At 70.0% G+C, this 15,959-nt stretch carries 16 protein-coding genes and 2 tRNA genes; 11 read left to right on the forward strand and 7 right to left on the reverse strand.

The features are described 5' to 3' along the window. The first annotated feature begins 18 nt into the window (after positions 1–18). From FHU39_RS03975 to FHU39_RS03985, 3 genes are all read left to right on the forward strand, one after another. On the forward strand, positions 19–930 hold the full coding sequence (locus FHU39_RS03975; RefSeq protein ID WP_183319167.1) for an RDD family protein: 912 nt from the start codon (positions 19–21) through the stop codon (positions 928–930). A 43-nt stretch (positions 931–973) separates the two neighbouring features. Next, positions 974–2,200: a homogentisate 1,2-dioxygenase gene (locus FHU39_RS03980; RefSeq protein ID WP_183319168.1), complete on the forward strand. Its 1,227-nt coding sequence runs from the start codon at positions 974–976 to the stop codon at positions 2,198–2,200. 111 nt (positions 2,201–2,311) lie between these two features. Further along, entirely contained in the window at positions 2,312–4,156 is a 1,845-nt protein-coding gene (locus FHU39_RS03985; RefSeq protein WP_183319169.1) for a bifunctional metallophosphatase/5'-nucleotidase, read from the forward strand. Here the strand turns inward: FHU39_RS03985 and FHU39_RS03990 are convergent. Genes FHU39_RS03990 through FHU39_RS04010 form a run of 5 tightly spaced genes read right to left on the reverse strand, consistent with a single transcriptional unit; the run spans position 4,149 to position 9,224 of the window. Further along, entirely contained in the window at positions 4,149–6,284 is a 2,136-nt protein-coding gene (locus tag FHU39_RS03990) for a HelD family protein (protein ID WP_343065730.1), read from the reverse strand. The two genes, FHU39_RS03985 and FHU39_RS03990, sit on opposite strands and share 8 nt — an antisense overlap. Positions 6,285–6,327: 43 nt before the next feature. Further along, positions 6,328–6,897: an isochorismatase family protein gene (locus FHU39_RS03995; protein WP_183319170.1), complete on the reverse strand. Its 570-nt coding sequence runs from the start codon at positions 6,895–6,897 to the stop codon at positions 6,328–6,330. 9 nt (positions 6,898–6,906) lie between these two features. Continuing rightward, positions 6,907–7,422, reverse strand: coding sequence for a GNAT family N-acetyltransferase (locus FHU39_RS04000; RefSeq protein ID WP_183319171.1), 516 nt, complete (start codon positions 7,420–7,422; stop codon positions 6,907–6,909). Between the two features lie 3 nt (positions 7,423–7,425). After that, the gene (locus tag FHU39_RS04005) at positions 7,426–7,935 is read right to left on the reverse strand and encodes a GNAT family N-acetyltransferase (RefSeq protein ID WP_183319172.1); all 510 of its coding nucleotides are present in this window, start codon (positions 7,933–7,935) and stop codon (positions 7,426–7,428) included. Next, the gene (locus tag FHU39_RS04010; protein WP_246336340.1) at positions 7,932–9,224 is read right to left on the reverse strand and encodes a nicotinate phosphoribosyltransferase; all 1,293 of its coding nucleotides are present in this window, start codon (positions 9,222–9,224) and stop codon (positions 7,932–7,934) included. The genes FHU39_RS04005 and FHU39_RS04010 overlap by 4 nt, the downstream gene beginning before the upstream one ends. A gap of 115 nt (positions 9,225–9,339) precedes the next feature. On the opposite strand from FHU39_RS04010, the gene clpS reads away from it, so the two are divergent. The 6 genes from clpS (at position 9,340) to FHU39_RS04040 (ending at position 12,818) form a co-directional block, all read left to right on the forward strand. Continuing rightward, positions 9,340–9,642 carry an ATP-dependent Clp protease adapter ClpS gene (gene clpS, locus FHU39_RS04015; RefSeq protein ID WP_183319174.1) on the forward strand — a complete coding sequence of 101 codons (303 nt, stop codon included), beginning with the start codon at positions 9,340–9,342 and terminating at the stop codon, positions 9,640–9,642. 3 nt (positions 9,643–9,645) lie between these two features. Further along, positions 9,646–10,227 carry a DUF2017 domain-containing protein gene (locus tag FHU39_RS04020; protein WP_183319175.1) on the forward strand — a complete coding sequence of 194 codons (582 nt, stop codon included), beginning with the start codon at positions 9,646–9,648 and terminating at the stop codon, positions 10,225–10,227. A gap of 24 nt (positions 10,228–10,251) precedes the next feature. Further along, complete coding sequence (gene gltX, locus FHU39_RS04025) at positions 10,252–11,775, forward strand: glutamate--tRNA ligase (protein ID WP_183319176.1); 1,524 nt, start codon at positions 10,252–10,254, stop codon at positions 11,773–11,775. Further along, entirely contained in the window at positions 11,762–12,550 is a 789-nt protein-coding gene (locus tag FHU39_RS04030; protein WP_183319177.1) for an HAD-IA family hydrolase, read from the forward strand. The genes gltX and FHU39_RS04030 overlap by 14 nt, the downstream gene beginning before the upstream one ends. Before the next feature lie 60 nt (positions 12,551–12,610). Further along, a tRNA-Gln gene (locus FHU39_RS04035) sits at positions 12,611–12,685 on the forward strand. Between the two features lie 60 nt (positions 12,686–12,745). Then, a tRNA-Glu gene (locus FHU39_RS04040) sits at positions 12,746–12,818 on the forward strand. A gap of 68 nt (positions 12,819–12,886) precedes the next feature. Here the strand turns inward: FHU39_RS04040 and FHU39_RS04045 are convergent. Beyond that, entirely contained in the window at positions 12,887–13,729 is an 843-nt protein-coding gene (locus FHU39_RS04045) for a LysR family transcriptional regulator (protein ID WP_183319178.1), read from the reverse strand. Positions 13,730–13,820: 91 nt separating this feature from the next. Between FHU39_RS04045 and FHU39_RS04050 the strand changes: the two genes are divergently transcribed. Next, positions 13,821–14,729, forward strand: a complete 909-nt coding sequence (locus tag FHU39_RS04050; RefSeq protein WP_183319179.1) for a DMT family transporter — start codon at positions 13,821–13,823, stop codon at positions 14,727–14,729. After that, a complete protein-coding gene (locus tag FHU39_RS04055; protein WP_183319180.1) occupies positions 14,729–15,310 on the forward strand; it encodes a histone deacetylase in 582 nt (193 codons plus the stop codon). Before FHU39_RS04050 ends, FHU39_RS04055 begins: the two co-directional genes overlap by 1 nt. Here FHU39_RS04055 and FHU39_RS04060 read toward each other — a convergent pair. Then, entirely contained in the window at positions 15,285–15,899 is a 615-nt protein-coding gene (locus tag FHU39_RS04060; RefSeq protein ID WP_183319181.1) for a MerR family transcriptional regulator, read from the reverse strand. The two genes, FHU39_RS04055 and FHU39_RS04060, sit on opposite strands and share 26 nt — an antisense overlap. Positions 15,900–15,959 lie beyond the last annotated feature (60 nt).

Consider the following 15,959-nt stretch of genomic DNA (forward strand, 5'->3'; position numbering starts at 1 on the left):
ATGAGAGGATCTGGGGCCATGAGCGAACGTGCGTCGGGTTGGTATGACGACCCCCAGGACCCGGACCAGCTTCGCTACTGGGACGGCATCCTGTGGAGCGACCGCACGATGCCCAAGGTGAAGCCCGGACTGGAGAATTCGCGCATCGGCGACGCCAAACGGCAGTACGAGGAGGAGCAGGAGCGGTTGCGTGCCGCCGAGCAGGCCTCGGCGCGCAGCCGGTATCCGGAGCAGCCGCAGATGCGGCCCTACCAGCGCGGCGAGCACGACCCGTACGGACAACCCGGGAACCAGGGCTACGGCCAGACGCCATACGGCCCCCGGCAGCCCTACCAACCGCGCCCGGTCAAGGTCACCCCGGACGGTGAGCCGACCGCGTCGTGGTGGCGCCGCCTGTTCGCATACGTCATCGACAACATCCTGCTGTCGGCCGTCGCGGTCGCCGTGTCCTGGACCTGGCTGCACCCGTGGGCCACGACGTTCATCAACTGGTACGACGACCTGCTCGACGCGGCGGAGGCCGGCCGGTCGCAGCCGCCGATCCCGGAGGCGCTCTACCAGGTTCCGTGGCAGTTCCCGCTGATCGCGGCCGTGCTCTACCTGGTCTACGAGATCGCGATGATCGCCTGGCGCGGCCAGACCGTCGGCCACCTGATCTGCGGCATCCGGGTGCGCAGCAGCGAGTCGACCGCCAAACCCGGCCTCAACGCGGTGGCGATCCGGGCCGTGGTCAAGGGCGTCAACACCATCACCTCGCTCGTGCCGTTCCTCGGATCGCTCGGCCTGGTCTTCGGGCTGGTCGACGGACTGGTGCCCCTCGGCGACCGGCACGCGCAATCGCTCCACGACAAGGCCGCCAAAACGTACGTCGTGCGCTCCCGTGCCCCGAAGCCGCCGTACGGCGCCCCGGCTCCGCCACACGCTCGCTAGCCTCGAAGGGTAAGAAGCTCCCCGGTCAACAGCGAGGCGAACGATGGCGTTCTATCGAGCAATGGGCGAGCTGCCCCGGCAACGGCACACTGCGTTGCGCCGGCCGGACGGCAGCGTCTTCTACGAAGAACTGATGGGGGAGGAGGGCTTCTCCAGCGATTCGTCCCTGCTCTATCACCGCGGCCTGCCGTCGGCGATCTCCGATGCGCAGCCGTGGGTGTTCCGGTGGACCCAGGAGACCCGCCCCAACCATCCCCTGCTGCCGCGCCACCTGAAACTGCACGACCTGTTCACCGAGGCGGACACCGGCGTCGACGCCGTCACCGGGCGTCGTCTGATACTCGGCAACGGGGACGTGCGCATCTCGTATGTCGTGGCCGATGCCCCGAGTCCGTGGTACCGCAACGGGATCGGTGACGAGTGCGTGTATGTCGAGCGCGGCGCGGCACGCGTCGAGACGGTCTTCGGCGCGTTCGACGTCGCCGAGGGCGACTACCTGATCGTGCCGCGTGCGGCGACCCACCGCTGGCTGCCCGTGGCCGCCGGTGACGACGGCTTCACCGAACCACTGCGGGCCTATGCGATCGAGGGCAACTCGCACATCGCACCGCCCAAGCGCTACCTGTCGCGCTTCGGGCAGTTGCTGGAGCATGCGCCGTACTGCGAGCGTGACCTGCGCGGCCCGGCCGGACCGCTGCTGGCGGAGGACGTCGGCGCCGAACCCGACACTCCGACAGAGGTTTACGTCAAGCACCGCACGGGCAGCGCGATCGTCGGCACCGTCTACACCTACCCCTACCACCCGCTCGACGTCGTCGGCTGGGACGGCTGCCTCTACCCCTACGCGTTCAACGTCTCCGACTTCATGCCGATCACCGGGAAGGTGCACCAGCCGCCGCCGGTGCACCAGGTCTTCGAGGGCACGAACTTCGTGGTGTGCAACTTCGTGCCGCGCAAGGTCGACTACCACGAGGCGTCGATCCCGGTGCCCTACTACCACTCCAACGTCGACAGCGACGAGATCATGTTCTACGTCGACGGCGACTACGAGGCGCGCAAGGGCTCCGGCATCGGCAAGGGTTCGATCTCGCTGCACCCGGGCGGGCACGCGCACGGCCCGCAGCCGGGCGCCTACGAGAAGTCCATCGGGGTCCACGAGTTCGACGAGCTCGCAGTCATGGTCGACACCTTCCGGCCGATGGAGCTGGGTGAGGCCGGCAGTGCCGTCGACGACGGGAAGTACGCCTGGAGCTGGGTCGGCGGCCGCTGAGCTTTTCGGGTGACGCGTTCGGCCCACCCGACGTCCGGGTGCGGGTAACGTCGGTCAGTTCACCTGCGGACACCCCGCCGCAGGTCCCCGTCCGACTCCGAAGGAGCCCCCATGCACCCCGTCGTCCGAAACGTCGCCAGCCGACGACAGCTGCTCACCATGACCATGATCGGAGGAGCCGGCGTCGTCGGCGTGGCCGGTGCGCCCGCCGCCGAGGCGAAGCCGCGGTGCCGTCCGAAACCCGGTCACGACCTGCGGCTCACCATCCTGGGCACCACCGACCTGCACGGTCACGTCTACAACTGGGACTACTTCAAGGACGCCGAGTACGACGACACGGCGCACAACGACGTCGGTGCCGCCAAGTGCGCCACGCTCATCCAGGCCGTCCGTGAGGAGCGCGGCGCCGACAGCTGCATCACGCTCGACGCCGGTGACACGATCCAGGGCACGCCGCTGGCGTTCTACTACGCGCGGATCGAACCGATCAGCAAGACCGTGAAGCACCCGATGGCGTTGGCGATGAACAAGATCGGGTATGACGCCGCAGCGCTCGGCAACCACGAGTTCAACTACGGCATGGACCTGTTGCGGACCTTCCAGAGCCAGTTGCACCACCCGCTGCTCGGCGCGAACGCGCTGGACTGGAACACCGGCAAGCCGGCCTTCCCGTCATACACGATGAAGCGGGTGCACGTCCGCGGCCACAAACCGGTCACGGTCGGCATCGTCGGGCTGGTGACACCCGGCGTGGCCATCTGGGACAAGGCGAACGTGGCCGACAAGATCAAGTTCAACGGCATCGTCGAGCAGGCCAAGATCGTGATCCCGCAGGTGAAGCGCCGCGGCGCCGACGTCATCGTGGTGTCCTGCCACTCGGGGGCCGACACGTCCTCCTCCTACGGGGACGCCCTGCCCTGGCCGGAGAACGCGAGCACCCTGCTGGCGCAGCAGGTCCCGGACATCGACGCGATCCTCGTCGGGCACGCGCACGTCGAGATCCCGCAGCGGTTCGTGACCAACGAGCAGACCGGCAAGCAGGTCGTGCTCTCCGAGCCGTTGTGCTTCGGCGAACGGGTCACGGTCATGGACCTCGACCTGCGCAAGGAACGCGGCCGGTGGCAGGTGGTGGGGTCCGCCGCCACCCTGCTGAACTCCAACACCGCGCCCGAGGACCCGCAGATCGCGGCGCTGCTGCGGCCGGCGCACGAGAAGGTCCGCAGCTACGTCAACGGCGTCATCGGCACCTGCACGGAGGAGATGAGCGGTGCCCGCGCCGTCGTCGAGGACGCGGCCGCGGTCGACCTGATCAACCAGGTGCAGGCCGAGGCGGTCAAGGCCGCCCTCGTCGGGTCCGCGGACGAGAACACCCCGGTGCTGTCCATCGCGGCGCCGTTCAGCCGGACCGCCGTCATACCGGCCGGCGACGTGACCGTGCGAGACGTCGCGGGGTTGTACATCTACGACAACACGCTGCTCGGCATCAAGTTCACCGGCGCCCAGGTCAAGCAGTACCTGGAGTACTCGGCGATCTACTTCCAGCAGGTGAGCGGCGCCGGGCCGTTCGAGATGGACGACGTGACCAACGCCGTGACGGAGGCCGCACCGAACGGCACCCCGGACTACAACTACGACGTCATGGGCGGGCTCGACGCACGGCTCACCTACGACATCGACCTGAGCGTGCCGTCCGGCAGCCGCATCCGGAACCTCGCCTACGGCGACACCGCCGTGGGCGATGACGACAGCTTCGTGATCGCCATCAACAACTACCGGCAGTCCGGCGGCGGTGGCTTCCCGAACGTCACGACGGCTCCGGTGGTCTACAACCAGCAGAGGGAGATCCGCCAGATGATCATCGACTGGGTGACCGCCAACAAGACCATCGACCCGTCGACGTTCCACACCATCGACTGGCGGCTGGTCTCGGGCGGCACTCCGATCACGGTCAACTGACCGCGCGCACCCGGCCGAGCTCCTGGGTGCAGCGGGTCAGCGCCACGTAGAGGCCGTTCCAGCCGCGGGGTTCGGTGGCGATGCCGTCCGGGTCGACGACCAGGGCGGCATCCCACTCGAGCCCCTTCGCCTCGCCGGCCGACAACACCACCGTTCCGGGCAGTCGTGCCCGCAGCGTCGTCAGGCGGGCCGTCGGTGCGATCACGCCGACGGTCCCGCCCTCCCAACGCGCCGCCAGCTCGGCGGCGAGTTGCCCTACCGTTCCTGGGAGTTCGGCATCGGTCGCCGTCACGACCCACGGCTCGACACCGGAGTCACGCACCGCCCGCGGTGGGACGCTGCTGCTGCCGGCCCGTTTCAGGACCGGCTCGGTGAGCGCCATGACCTCCCGCGGTGTCCGGTAGCAGATGGTCAGGTCGCCGCGGCGCCACCGGTCGCCGAACACCGGCTGGACGGCCTCCTCCCACGAGGTATGACGATGCGGTGCCTCCGTCTGGTCGATGTCCCCGACGGCCGTGATCGACCGGCTGGGCACCCGCCGCAGCACCATGTGCCACTGCATGGCCGACAGCTCCTGCGCCTCGTCGACGGCCACGTGCCCGTAGGCCCAATCCCTGCGTGCCGCAGCACGATCGGCGAGGAACTCACCCTGCTCCTGCGGTGGGTCGACCGCGCCGAGGAGTGTGGCGACGGCGTCCAGCAGCGGGATGTCGCTGGGTGCGAGCGGTGCCGGTGCGCCGGTGACGAGCGCTCGCTCGTCCCCGGTCAGCTCGCCCGCGAATTCGCGCAGCAGCGCGTCGTCCTGGAGGAGCCGCCGCAGCGCGGCGCGGGCGTCATACACCGGCCAGAAGTCGTCGATGCGTGCAGCGATGCCAGCATCGCTGCAGATCCGCGCACGGATTCGTTCGACGTCGTCGTCGGTGAGCTCTCCGTCGACGTCGACACCGGTCGCTCCGCTGTGCACGCCGCGGTCGTCGGACCTGGCCTGGCCGGCGTCCACCCGGGCGAGGATCTCCTCGAAGCCGGTCTCCATCCCGGCCAGCAGCTCCTCGTGTCGTTCGACCACCGCGTCCGTCAGCAGGTCGTGCACCTTGTCGATGAACCAGCGGCGGGCCGCGTGCACGTCACGACCGGACGTTGCACCGTCGAGCGCATCGCGCACCCGCTGCGCCGGCAGCGGGTAGCGCTCGCCGTCGACCAGGAACTCGAGGTCGCCCGGTGCCGGCAGCAGGGAGCGGATGTACGCCGTCAACGTCGGCTGCCAGAGCGCACGGCCCTTGATCTCGGCGAGCTCCCGCGACTCCTCGCGCTCGACCGCGGCACCCGGCAGCAGCGTGTCACAGGTGGCGGGCACGACCGAGGTCTCGCCGAGCGCCGGGAGCACCTGCGCGATGTAGTCGAGGAACCGGGGGGACGGGCCGAGCACCAGCACACCCTGGCCGGCCAGCTCCGGGCGGTTGAAGAGCAGGTAGGCGACCCGGTGCAGCGCGACGACGGTCTTACCGGTGCCGGGCCCGCCCTGCACGATCAGCGGCCCGGAGCTGTCCGACCGCACGATCTCGTCCTGCTCGCGCTGCAGGGTGGCGACCGCGGTACCCATCCGCCCGGTGCGCCGGGCGGAGAGGGCCTGCAACAGCGCACCCTCGCCGACCAGCTCACCGGCGGCCGCCTCGGGGTCGAGCGGCTCGTCGTCGACGCCGACGACCTCACGCCCGCGCGTGCGGATGTGTCGCCGGCGCTGCTGACCCTGTGGATCCAATGGCGTCGCCGTGTAGAACGGCCGCGCCGCGGCCGCCCGCCAGTCCAGCACCAGCGGTTCGGAGTCGTCGTCGCGCTCGGGGAGCCCGATGCGCCCGATGTGGCGACTGCTGCCGTCGGCGGCGTCCAGCCTGCCGAAGACCAGACCCTGCTCCGCGTGTCGTAGGTCGGCTCGCCGGCGCCGCAGGCCGGTGACGCGGGCGGCCTCCACGTCGTCGCGGGGCGCTGCGGCGAGCTCGCGCTCGACGGCGGCCAACAGGGTGTCGCGCCTGGCGTGGGCGCGGTCGATGAATTCCTGCTCGTCCCGCAGGGCGGGGTGGGTGGTGGATTCGCGCACGAAGTCCTCTCGGGCGGTGATAGGCACCGTCACTCAACTCCCGACCGCGCGAGGTTGTTCCCGCCCCGGGCGCGTCTCAGTCGCGGACGACGGTGACGCCGGCCGCCGCGAAGTCCTGCACGGCCCGGGCCGTCGACTCGGGCGCGACACCCGCGGTGAGGCCGAGCAGCACCCGGGTGCCGAACCCCGCCCCGGCGGAGTCCAGCGCGGTGGCGCGCACGCAGTAGTCGGTCGCGATGCCGACCACGTCGACCTCGTCGATCTCGTGGTCGTGCAGCCACTCGGCGAGCCCGGTGCCCACCTCGGTCGCGCCCTCGAAACCGCTGTATGCCGCTTCGTACTGGCCCTTACGGAAGATCGCAGCAGCCTGCGCGATGACCGGCTGCACCTCGGCGCGGAAGTCGGCACCGGGTGTCCCCACCTCACAGTGCACCGGCCAGCTGTGCACGCAATCAGGGGTTTTCGACCAATGATCGCCCGGGTCGACGTGCCAGTCGGCCGTCGCCACGACCTGGTCGTAGTCGCCGGCGTGGTCCACGGCATACGCGGTGATCCGCTCGGCGACCGCGATGCCGCCCGCGACGGCGAGCGAACCACCCTCGCAGAAGTCGTTCTGAACGTCGACGATGACCAGTGCGCGACCCATGCGGGCAGCCTACGACGACGTGGTGGGCAGCCGGACCCCCATGACCCTGCGCTCGCCGTCCAGCAGCCCGAGCGTGCGCCAGCCCCGGGACTGGTAGAGCCGGACGGCCGGGTCCGCGTCGTCCGCGCTGGTCCCGAGCAGCGCGCGACCGGTCAGGCCGTCGAGCAGGGCGTCGTGCAGCCGCCGGCCGAACCCGTGCCGACGAGCCTCCGGCTCGACGGCGAGCTCGACGAACTCGAAGTGGTCGCCGACCCACTCGGCGCCGACGTCCGGCAACGTGCGCGCCACCAGATCCGGCCAGTACTGACCGCGTGCACCCCGATAGCCCCAGGAGAACCCGAGGACCCGGTCCGCGTCGAGTGCGAGTGCGAGGCGGAAACCGGACCGTCGGCGGTGCCGGTCGAAGAGCTGCTCGCGCCATACGAGCTGGTCCGGCCGGTCGCCGAACACCGTGTCGTACACGGCGAACACGCCGTCCGTGTACGACGCGGCGGTGGCGCCGTCGACGGTCTCGATGCGCGTCACGGGTCAGGGGAGCGGCAGGTAGGCACCCATCACCTGGCGGTTGCCTGCGAGGTGGCCGAGCGTGCTCCAGCCGCGCTTGGTGTAGAGCCGCAGCGCCGGGTCGTCGGCGGCGAGGGTGCTGCCCAGCAGGGCACGCCCGGTCAGACCCTGCAGGACCGCGTCGTGCAGGCCGCCACCGATGCCCTGGCGCCGATCACCGGGACCGACGACGAGTTCGACCAGCTCGAAGTGGTCGCGCAGCCACTCGCCCGGAAGCTCCGGCAGCGTGCGGGCGACCAGGTCCGGCCACTGCTGCCCGCGGTCGCCGCGGTAACCCCACGCGAAACCGGCGACGCGCTCGCCGTCGAGCGCGATCGCGAGACGGAACCCCGGGCGCGCCCGGTCCCGGTCGAAGAGTTTTGCCCGCCAGTCGACCTTCTCGGGGAACCTGCCGACGACTTCGTCGTACAGATCGAACATCCGGTCGGCATACGGCTCGGCCGCGTCACCGTCCAACAACTCGATGCTGGTCATGACATCCTCTCCTTCTCCTCGCGCTGGTAGAGCGTCGGAATCACCGGCTCGCCGCGGGACATCTGCCGGGCCGTGGGCGGTAGCTCTCCCCGAGAGGTCGTGTGCCGCTTGCGGGCGTCGTCGAGGGTGCCGGTGAACACCCGCTCACCGTGCTCCACGAGGGGCACCAGCAGGGTCCGGTCGTCAGCACTCGTCCTGAGCCCCGTCGAAGGGTCGTTGGCCGCTGCGGCACCGATGCCGATCACCTCTGCCTCTGCGACGCCGCGTGGATCGCGTCGTCGGAACGCGTACTTGCGCCCACCGATGCTCGTCTTGTCCTTGCTCTTCTTCGCCACGCCCAGCAGTTCGCCGGAGGAGTCCTCCCGGGCGACGAGCTTGTAGACCAGACCGGCGGTGGGAGCGCCCGAACCCGTGACCAGCTGGGTGCCGACGCCGTAACCGTCGACCGGCCCGGCCTGCAGCGCGGCGATCGCGAACTCGTCCAGGTCGGAGGTGACCACGATCCTGGTGCTGGTCGCACCGAGCGAGTCGAGTTGCTCGCGCACCTCGCGCGCCTGCTGCAGCAGGTCGCCGGAGTCGAGCCGGACCGCGCCGAGCTGCGGACCGGCGATCTCGATGGCCAGGTTGACCGCGTTGGTCACGTCGTAGGTGTCCACCAGCAGCGTCGTGTCGGTGCCGAACGTGTCCACCTGCGACTGGAACGCGGCGCGCTCGTCGTCGTGCAGCAGGGTGAACGCGTGCGCCGCGGTGCCGGTGGTCGGCACGCCGTACCTGCGGCCCGCCTCGAGGTTGGACGTCGTGGTGAAGCCGGCGATGTATGCCGCCCGCGCGGCCGCGATCGCGGCCTCCTCATGGGTACGCCGGGAGCCCATCTCGATGCACGGCCGGTCCTCGGCGGCCGCCGTCATCCGGCTGGCCGCCGACGCGATCGCCGTGTCGTGGTTGAGGATCGACAGCACCAGCGTCTCCAGGACCACCGCCTCGGCGAAGGTCGACTCGATGATCAGCATCGGGGAGCCGGGGAAGTAGACCTCGCCCTCGGCATACCCCCAGACGTCGCCGGTGAAGCGGTAGGACGACAGCCACTCCAGGGTCGGCTCGTCCACCACCTTGTGCTCGCGCAGGAACGACAGCTCGGCGTCACCGAAGCGGAAGTCGGCGAGCGCGTCCAGCAGGCGGCCGGTGCCGGCGACCACGCCGTAGCGCCGTCCGTCGGGTAGGCGGCGGCCGAACGCCTCGAACACGCTGCGTCGTCCCGCGGTGCCGTCGCGGAGTGCGGCGCTGAGCATGGTCAGCTCGTAGTGGTCGGTCAGCAGCGCGGTGGACACGCCGGCGGATGTCGTCACGTGCGTCACTGTAGGGCAGCCTCGCGGTCCACCGCTGCTCTTGCCTATCGTTGAGACCGTGTCTGTTGCGCCTCCGGAGCATGCCTCGCCCGACGTCGACCTCGACGCCGACGCGGTCGCGGAGACCGACAAGCCCTGGGTGACCATCGTCTGGAACGATCCGGTCAACCTGATGTCCTACGTCTCGTGGGTCTTCCAGAGCTATTTCGGCTACCCGAAGGCCAAGGCCGAGAAGCTGATGATGACCGTGCACCGGGAGGGCAAGGCGGTCGTGTCGTCCGGGCCGCGTGAGCGGATGGAGACCGACACCGAGGCGATGCAGGGTTACGGCCTGTGGGCAACGTTCGAGAAGGACACCTGAACCATGGCGACCGCCTTCAAACGCAAGGGTTCCCGCATCGTCGCCCGGCTGGACGACAACGAACGCGCCATCGTGCGCGAGCTGCTGGACCAGACCCGGCAGCTGCTCGAGCCCAGCGGCGGCAGCAGCGGTGACCCGGTGGAGGACCTGCTCGCCGGTCTCGGGTCGGCCCCCGACCCGGAGGAGGTCGCGGGTCGCGACCCGGCGCTGGCCCGGCTGCTGCCCGACGGCCACCGCGGTGACCCCGAGGTGGCGGCCGAGTTCCGCGCGCTCACCGAGCACGGTCTGCGGCAGCGCAAGACCGCCAACCTGTCGACGGCGATCGAGGCGCTGGACCAGCCGGCCCACCGCGACAGGCTGGAGCTGGACGTCGGGCAGGCGCAGGCGCTGCTGATCGGGCTGGCGGACGTCCGCCTCGCGCTGGGGGAGCGCCTGGAGCTGCGCAGCGACGAGGACAGCGAGCGGCTGCAGCAGGAGCTCGCGCAGGCGGCGGTGGACGGATCGCAGGATCCGCGGGTGGTCATCGGCCTGTACTACGACTTCCTGACCTGGATGCAGGAGTCACTGGCCGGTGCGATGTTGTAGGGGGCAAGTAGCATCTGGGGCATCATGAGCGAGTCTGAAACCGTCCGCAAGCCCCGCCTCCGCGTCGCGCCGTCGCCCACCGGCGACCCGCACGTCGGCACGGCATACGTCTCGATCTTCGACCTGGCCTTCGCGCGCCAGCAGGGTGGCAGCTTCATCCTGCGCATCGAGGACACCGACCGCACCCGCTTCCAGGCGGACAGCGAGCAGCAGCTCTACGACACGCTGCACTGGCTGAACCTCGACTGGGACGAGGGGCCGGACAAGGACGGCCCGTTCGCGCCGTACAAGCAGTCCGAGCGACTGGACACCTACCAGCCGTATGTCGAGCAGCTCATCGCCGACGGGCACGCCTACCACTGCTGGTGCTCCAGCGAGCGGTTGAAGGAGATGCGCGAGGTCCAGCAGAAGACCAAGCAGCCCACCGGCTACGACCGGATGTGCCTGGGCAAGACCAAGGAGGAGCGGTCGCAGCTGCCCGGCTTCACCGAGACGCCGGTCGTGCGCATGCTCATCCCGGACGACGTGCCGCTGGCGTTCGACGACCTCATCATGGGGCCGACCAAGGCCCCCAAGCCCGACGACCAGGTGATCCTCAAGGCGGACGGCTTCCCGACCTACCACCTGGCGGTCGTGGTCGACGACCACCTGATGGAGATCACCCATGTGGTGCGGGGGCAGGAGTGGATCTCCTCAACCCCCAAGCACATCCTGCTCTACCAGTGGCTGGGCTGGGAGGCGCCGCAGTTCGCGCACATCCCGTTGCTGCGTGACGAGAAGAAGGCCAAGATCTCCAAGCGCAAGAGCCCGTGGGCCAAGCTCACGTGGTTCCAGGAGCAGGGTTATCTCCCGGAGGCGCTGGTCAACTTCCTTGCATTGCAAGGGCATCCGCCGATCATCGAGGAAGATGGGTCGGAGCGGGAGACGTTCAGCTTCGAAGAGTTCAGCAAGCACTTCGACTGGCACAAGATCAACCCGGCCGGTGCGGTGTTCAACCTCGACAAGCTCAACTGGCTGAACGGCCACTACATCCGCGAGCTCACCGAGCAGGACCTCGCGCAGCGGCTGCTGCCCTTCCTGCAGCGCGACGGTGCGCTGCCGCAGCCGGCGTCGCTGCCGCAACTGGGCAGGCTGAACGAGATCGTGCCGCTCATCCAGACCCGCATCAACCTGTTGTCCGATGCCACGCCGTTGGTGGCGCCGTTCTACGTCGCGGACGACCAGCTGGAGATCGCCGACGACGCGCGCACGCAGTTGAAGGACAGCGCCCCGCAGGTGCTGGACGCAGCCATAGCCGCGCTCCAGCCGATCAGCGGTGCCATCGGCAACCCGGACGGCAGCGGCCGCGAGTGGACGACGCAGCGGCTGGAAGAGGTGCTGCGTGCCGCGATCGTCGACGGGCTCGGCATCAAGCCACGCCTCGCGTTCGGGCCGATCCGCACCGCCGTCTCCGGGCAACGCATCTCGCCGCCGCTCTTCGAATCGATGGAGATCCTCGGCAAGGAGTCGACGCTGCGGCGGCTGAAGGCACTGCGTGCGACGCTCTGAGTCGCGAATCCCGCAGGGGGCGACCGCCGTTCGGCTGGAGGTGCGAGCCGTCCTGCTGGACGTGGACAACACGGTGGTCGACAACACCAGCGCGATGCGGGCAGCGGGCCTGGCCGCGATGGGCGCCCTGTGGCCGCAGTTCACGGCCGCCGAGCACCGGGCGATGGCCGAGCGCTACCGGCTCGACCCGGGCGGTGCGTTCCACCGCTACATGCGCGGGGACAACGACTACCGCGTGATGCGCGCCGAGCGACTGCAGGACGTCGCCACCGTCTACGGCGTCCAGGTCCCGGACGACGCACTGGACCGCTACGAGGCGGCCTTCCGGCCGGTCTTCGCCGCGGCGCAGCGCAAGTACGACGACGTCATACCGTTCGCCGAGCGGTGCGCGGACGCCGGGCTGCAGGTGGCCGTGCTGACCAACTCCTCGGACGAGCTGACGACGGAGAAGTTCGAGCTGACCGGTCTCACCGGCCGGCTCGGCGCGATCACCACGCGGGACACGCTCGGTTTCGGCAAGCCGGACCCACGTGTTTTCCATCACGCCTGCGCCGGTCTGGGGGTCGAGCCCGCCGCTGCGGCATACATCGGTGACGAGTGGGCCGCGGACGTCCAGGGCGCGCTCGGTGCCGGGCTGCAACCGATCTGGCTGCGCAGGGACGGGGAGCTCGCTGCTCCGGAGCCGGTGCCGACGATCGCCTCGCTCGACCAGCTGCAGCTGGGGGAGGGCGGCCTGGACGTTCTCGATTTGGGCTGTGCGGCCCCGACCGGGTAAGGTCTCACCTCGGTTCACCTCGTCGGACCGGCTTCCGCCGACGACGAAGTGATACCCCCTTGGGGTATGGTGTAATTGGCAGCACGACTGATTCTGGTTCAGTTAGTCTAGGTTCGAGTCCTGGTACCCCAGCCATCGGCGAGAGATCGCCGATTCGGTGGAATCGCACCTAACCGGTAAGGTTCTACCAGCCGCGGCCCCATCGTATAGCGGCCTAGTACGTCGCCCTCTCACGGCGGTAACGCGGGTTCGAATCCCGCTGGGGTCACGTTGGGTCGAAGCGCCCGAGTCCGTCACGGACTCGGGCGCTTCGCTGTGTCGTATGACGTCAACGGCTCATCGCTGCATCGCGGTGCGCACTGCGCCGTTGACGGCACGCACCGCAGCCGAGGGCGTCCCCGCGGCGGCACGCACCGACATACGCACCGCCGGCGGCTCCGGCAGATCCTCGCGCTCGACCAGGCCCTCAGGGGTGCGGTCCAGTTGCGGCAGCAGCAGCACCCCGATGCCCGCCCGCGCCGCCGAGTAACCGCCGGACAGGTTGGTCACCTCGGCGACGACGTCGTGCTCGATGCCGGCCGAGCGCAGGGTGTCGAACGTCGGCCGGCGCAGCATGCACGGCTCGTCGAACGCGATCACCGGCAGCGGCCCCGACGCGGGCCGCACGAACTCCGGGCCGGCGAACCAGTGCAGCCGCAGCACACTGCGGTGCGACGGCGGTGCGGCGCCGAGTTCGGTGACGACGATGAGGTCGGCGACGCCGTCGGCGAGGGCCTGCTCGACCTCCGCGGTCCGGTCCAGCCGGAAGCGGAAGGCCGTGTCCGGCAGCGACGCCCGCAACGCGGTCGAGATCTCCGGCAGCAGCATCTCCGCCGCGTGCTCCGAGGCGCCGACGGTCAGGGTGCGCGACTCCTTGGTCTCGAAGAGCCGCACCGCGTCGTCGTGTGCCGCCAGGATGCGACGCGCATCGCGCAGCAGTTGCTCGCCGGCAGGCGTGAATCTGGTCTGCCGGCCGACCCGTTCGACCAGCTGTGTGCCGGTCGCCTGCTCCAGTCTGCGCACGTGCTGGCTGACCGCGGACTGGGTCAGGTGCAGCGTCGTCGCGGCCCGATGGAATCCACCGGCGCCGGCGATCGCGACCAGGGAGCGCAGTGGGGTGATGTCGAGGGTGGCCGTCATGATCCGAGCCTATCCGATGAGCATTCGCGATCGATAGCGATTACTAATCATTGTTGGACACGGGGACGTCATCGCGTCCACCATTGCTCCCATGAAACTTCCGCTGCGGCTGTCGATCCCGGTCGTGTTCTTCTACGCGCTCGGCTATCCGATCGGTGCGCTCGCCGTGCAGGCCATGTCACCCGGACCGGTGCTGGTGCTGCGCTTCACCGTCTCGGCGCCGGTCCTGCTGCTGGTGGCCGCCCGGCGGGGTGTCCGCCTGCCCCGTGGACGGTTGCTCGTGCACGTGGCCGTCGCCGGACTGCTCATGCAGGCAGTGCAGTTCATCGGCTGCTACGAGGCGTTCCGGCTCGGCCTGTCTCCCGTGCTGACCGCGCTGATCATCTCGATGAACCCGGTCGTCACCGCTGCGTTGGCCTGGTTCCTGCTCGGTGAGCGGCTGAACCGACGCCGTGCCGCCGCGTTGGTGCTCGCGGTGGCAGCGGTCTTCGTGGCCTTCGCCGGGCGGCTGGGGTCGGCGTCGCTCGGCATCGGCGCGGCCGCGGTGGTGGTGGCGCTGCTCGGCCTCTCGCTCGGCGGCGTCTACCAGCAGCGCTTCGTGCGCGGGGTCGACCCGATCATGGCCACCGGTATCGGCGTGCTGGTCTCCATCCCGGCGGCCGTCGTCTTCGCGCTGGCCACGCCGATGCACGTGTACCGGCCGGAGCAGGCGTTCTGGTCGGTCGGCGCGATGATCGTGTCCAGCTCGCTGATCGGGATGAGCCTCTACCTGGCCGCGTTGCGTCGCGGCGGGGCCGGGCAGGTCGCGATGCTGTTCGCCGTCATACCCTCCGTGGCGGCGGTGCTCAGCTGGGCGTTGCTCGGCGAGCGGCCCGATGTCGGCGTGCTCGGTGGGTTGCTGATCGGTGCCGTCGCCTGCGTGCTCGGACGCCGGTCGGATCGCCCGACACCGCCCGCGCGGTCGGTCGAACGCCCGCGCCCGTCGGCCATGATCGGGTGATGGCCTCGTTCGTCTGGTATGCCGCCTACGGCTCCAACCTGTCGCCCGAGCGTTTCGACAACTACGTCCGCGGCGGCCGACCGGACGGCGCGCTACGGACGTATGCCGGCTGCCGCGACACGACGGCGCCGACCGGCCGGCGTGCCACGTCCCTGCCGGGTCGGGTGTTCTTCGGCGGCGCCTCGCAGGTCTGGGGTGGCGGTATGGCGTTCTACGACCCGGCGCGGCCGGGCCCGTCATACGCCACGGCATACCGGCTGACGGCAGAGCAGTTCGCCGACGTCTGGTCCCAGGAGTGCCATCGCCCGGTCGGCGGGTCCGTGCCGATCGACGACGTCGTGGCCGGTGGTGACTGGTGTGGCGGGGGCGGGCGGTACGACCGGATCCTGCTCGTCGGGTCGATCGACGAGGAGCCGGTGGTCACGTTCACGTTCGCCGCGGCGCGTCCGGCGCCGAACCCTCCGGCGGCGGCCTACGCGGCCACCATCGAGCGTGGCCTGGTCACGTCCCACGGGCTCGCCGAGGGGGATGCCGCGCAGTACGTGGCGTCGTTGATCACCGGGTCGATCGCTCGGAGCTGAGCGCCTGCTGGGCGAGCCGGCGCAGGGTGAGGATCATCGGGTCGGTGAGGAGGGTGCCGACGGCAACCTGTCGGAGCGCTCGCTCCGGAGCCGCCGGCACCGAGTCGACGTCGATCTCGGCCAATCGATCGGCAACGTCCGCGTAGCGGCTCAGCAGCGTTTCGTCCGCGGATTCCACCCCGGCGGCGACGGCCAGCCGCAGTTGCTCGCCTAGCAGCACCAGCAGGGGCTCGTCCGGTGGGATGCACCAGCCGCGCTGCTCGACGAACTGCGTTGCGATCCGCGTCCATTCGGGGTCGGGATGTTCCGGCAGCGGGGGAGTGATGGCCTGCTGCGCCACGCCGAGCAGGTGGTGTCTGCCGACCTCGGGACCGTCGAGCGCTGCCAGGACCTGCCGGACGCGGGCGATGCTGAGCCCGCCGGATTCGAGCAGGGCCCGGATCAGGCGCACCCGGTCCACGTGGCCGGCGTCATACGACGCCTGTGTGCGGCTCGTCGCGGTGCCGGCGGGCAGCAGGCCCTCGCGGAGGTAGTACTTCAGGGTCGCGACCGGCACCTGCGTCCTGGTCGACAACTCGGAGATGCGCATGCACCGATCTTGACACTGGATAGCGGAACTCGCCAATATTGGGGAGTGTCACTATCCAAC

This window comes from Flexivirga oryzae (assembly GCF_014190805.1).
Lineage (GTDB): Bacteria > Actinomycetota > Actinomycetes > Actinomycetales > Dermatophilaceae > Flexivirga > Flexivirga oryzae.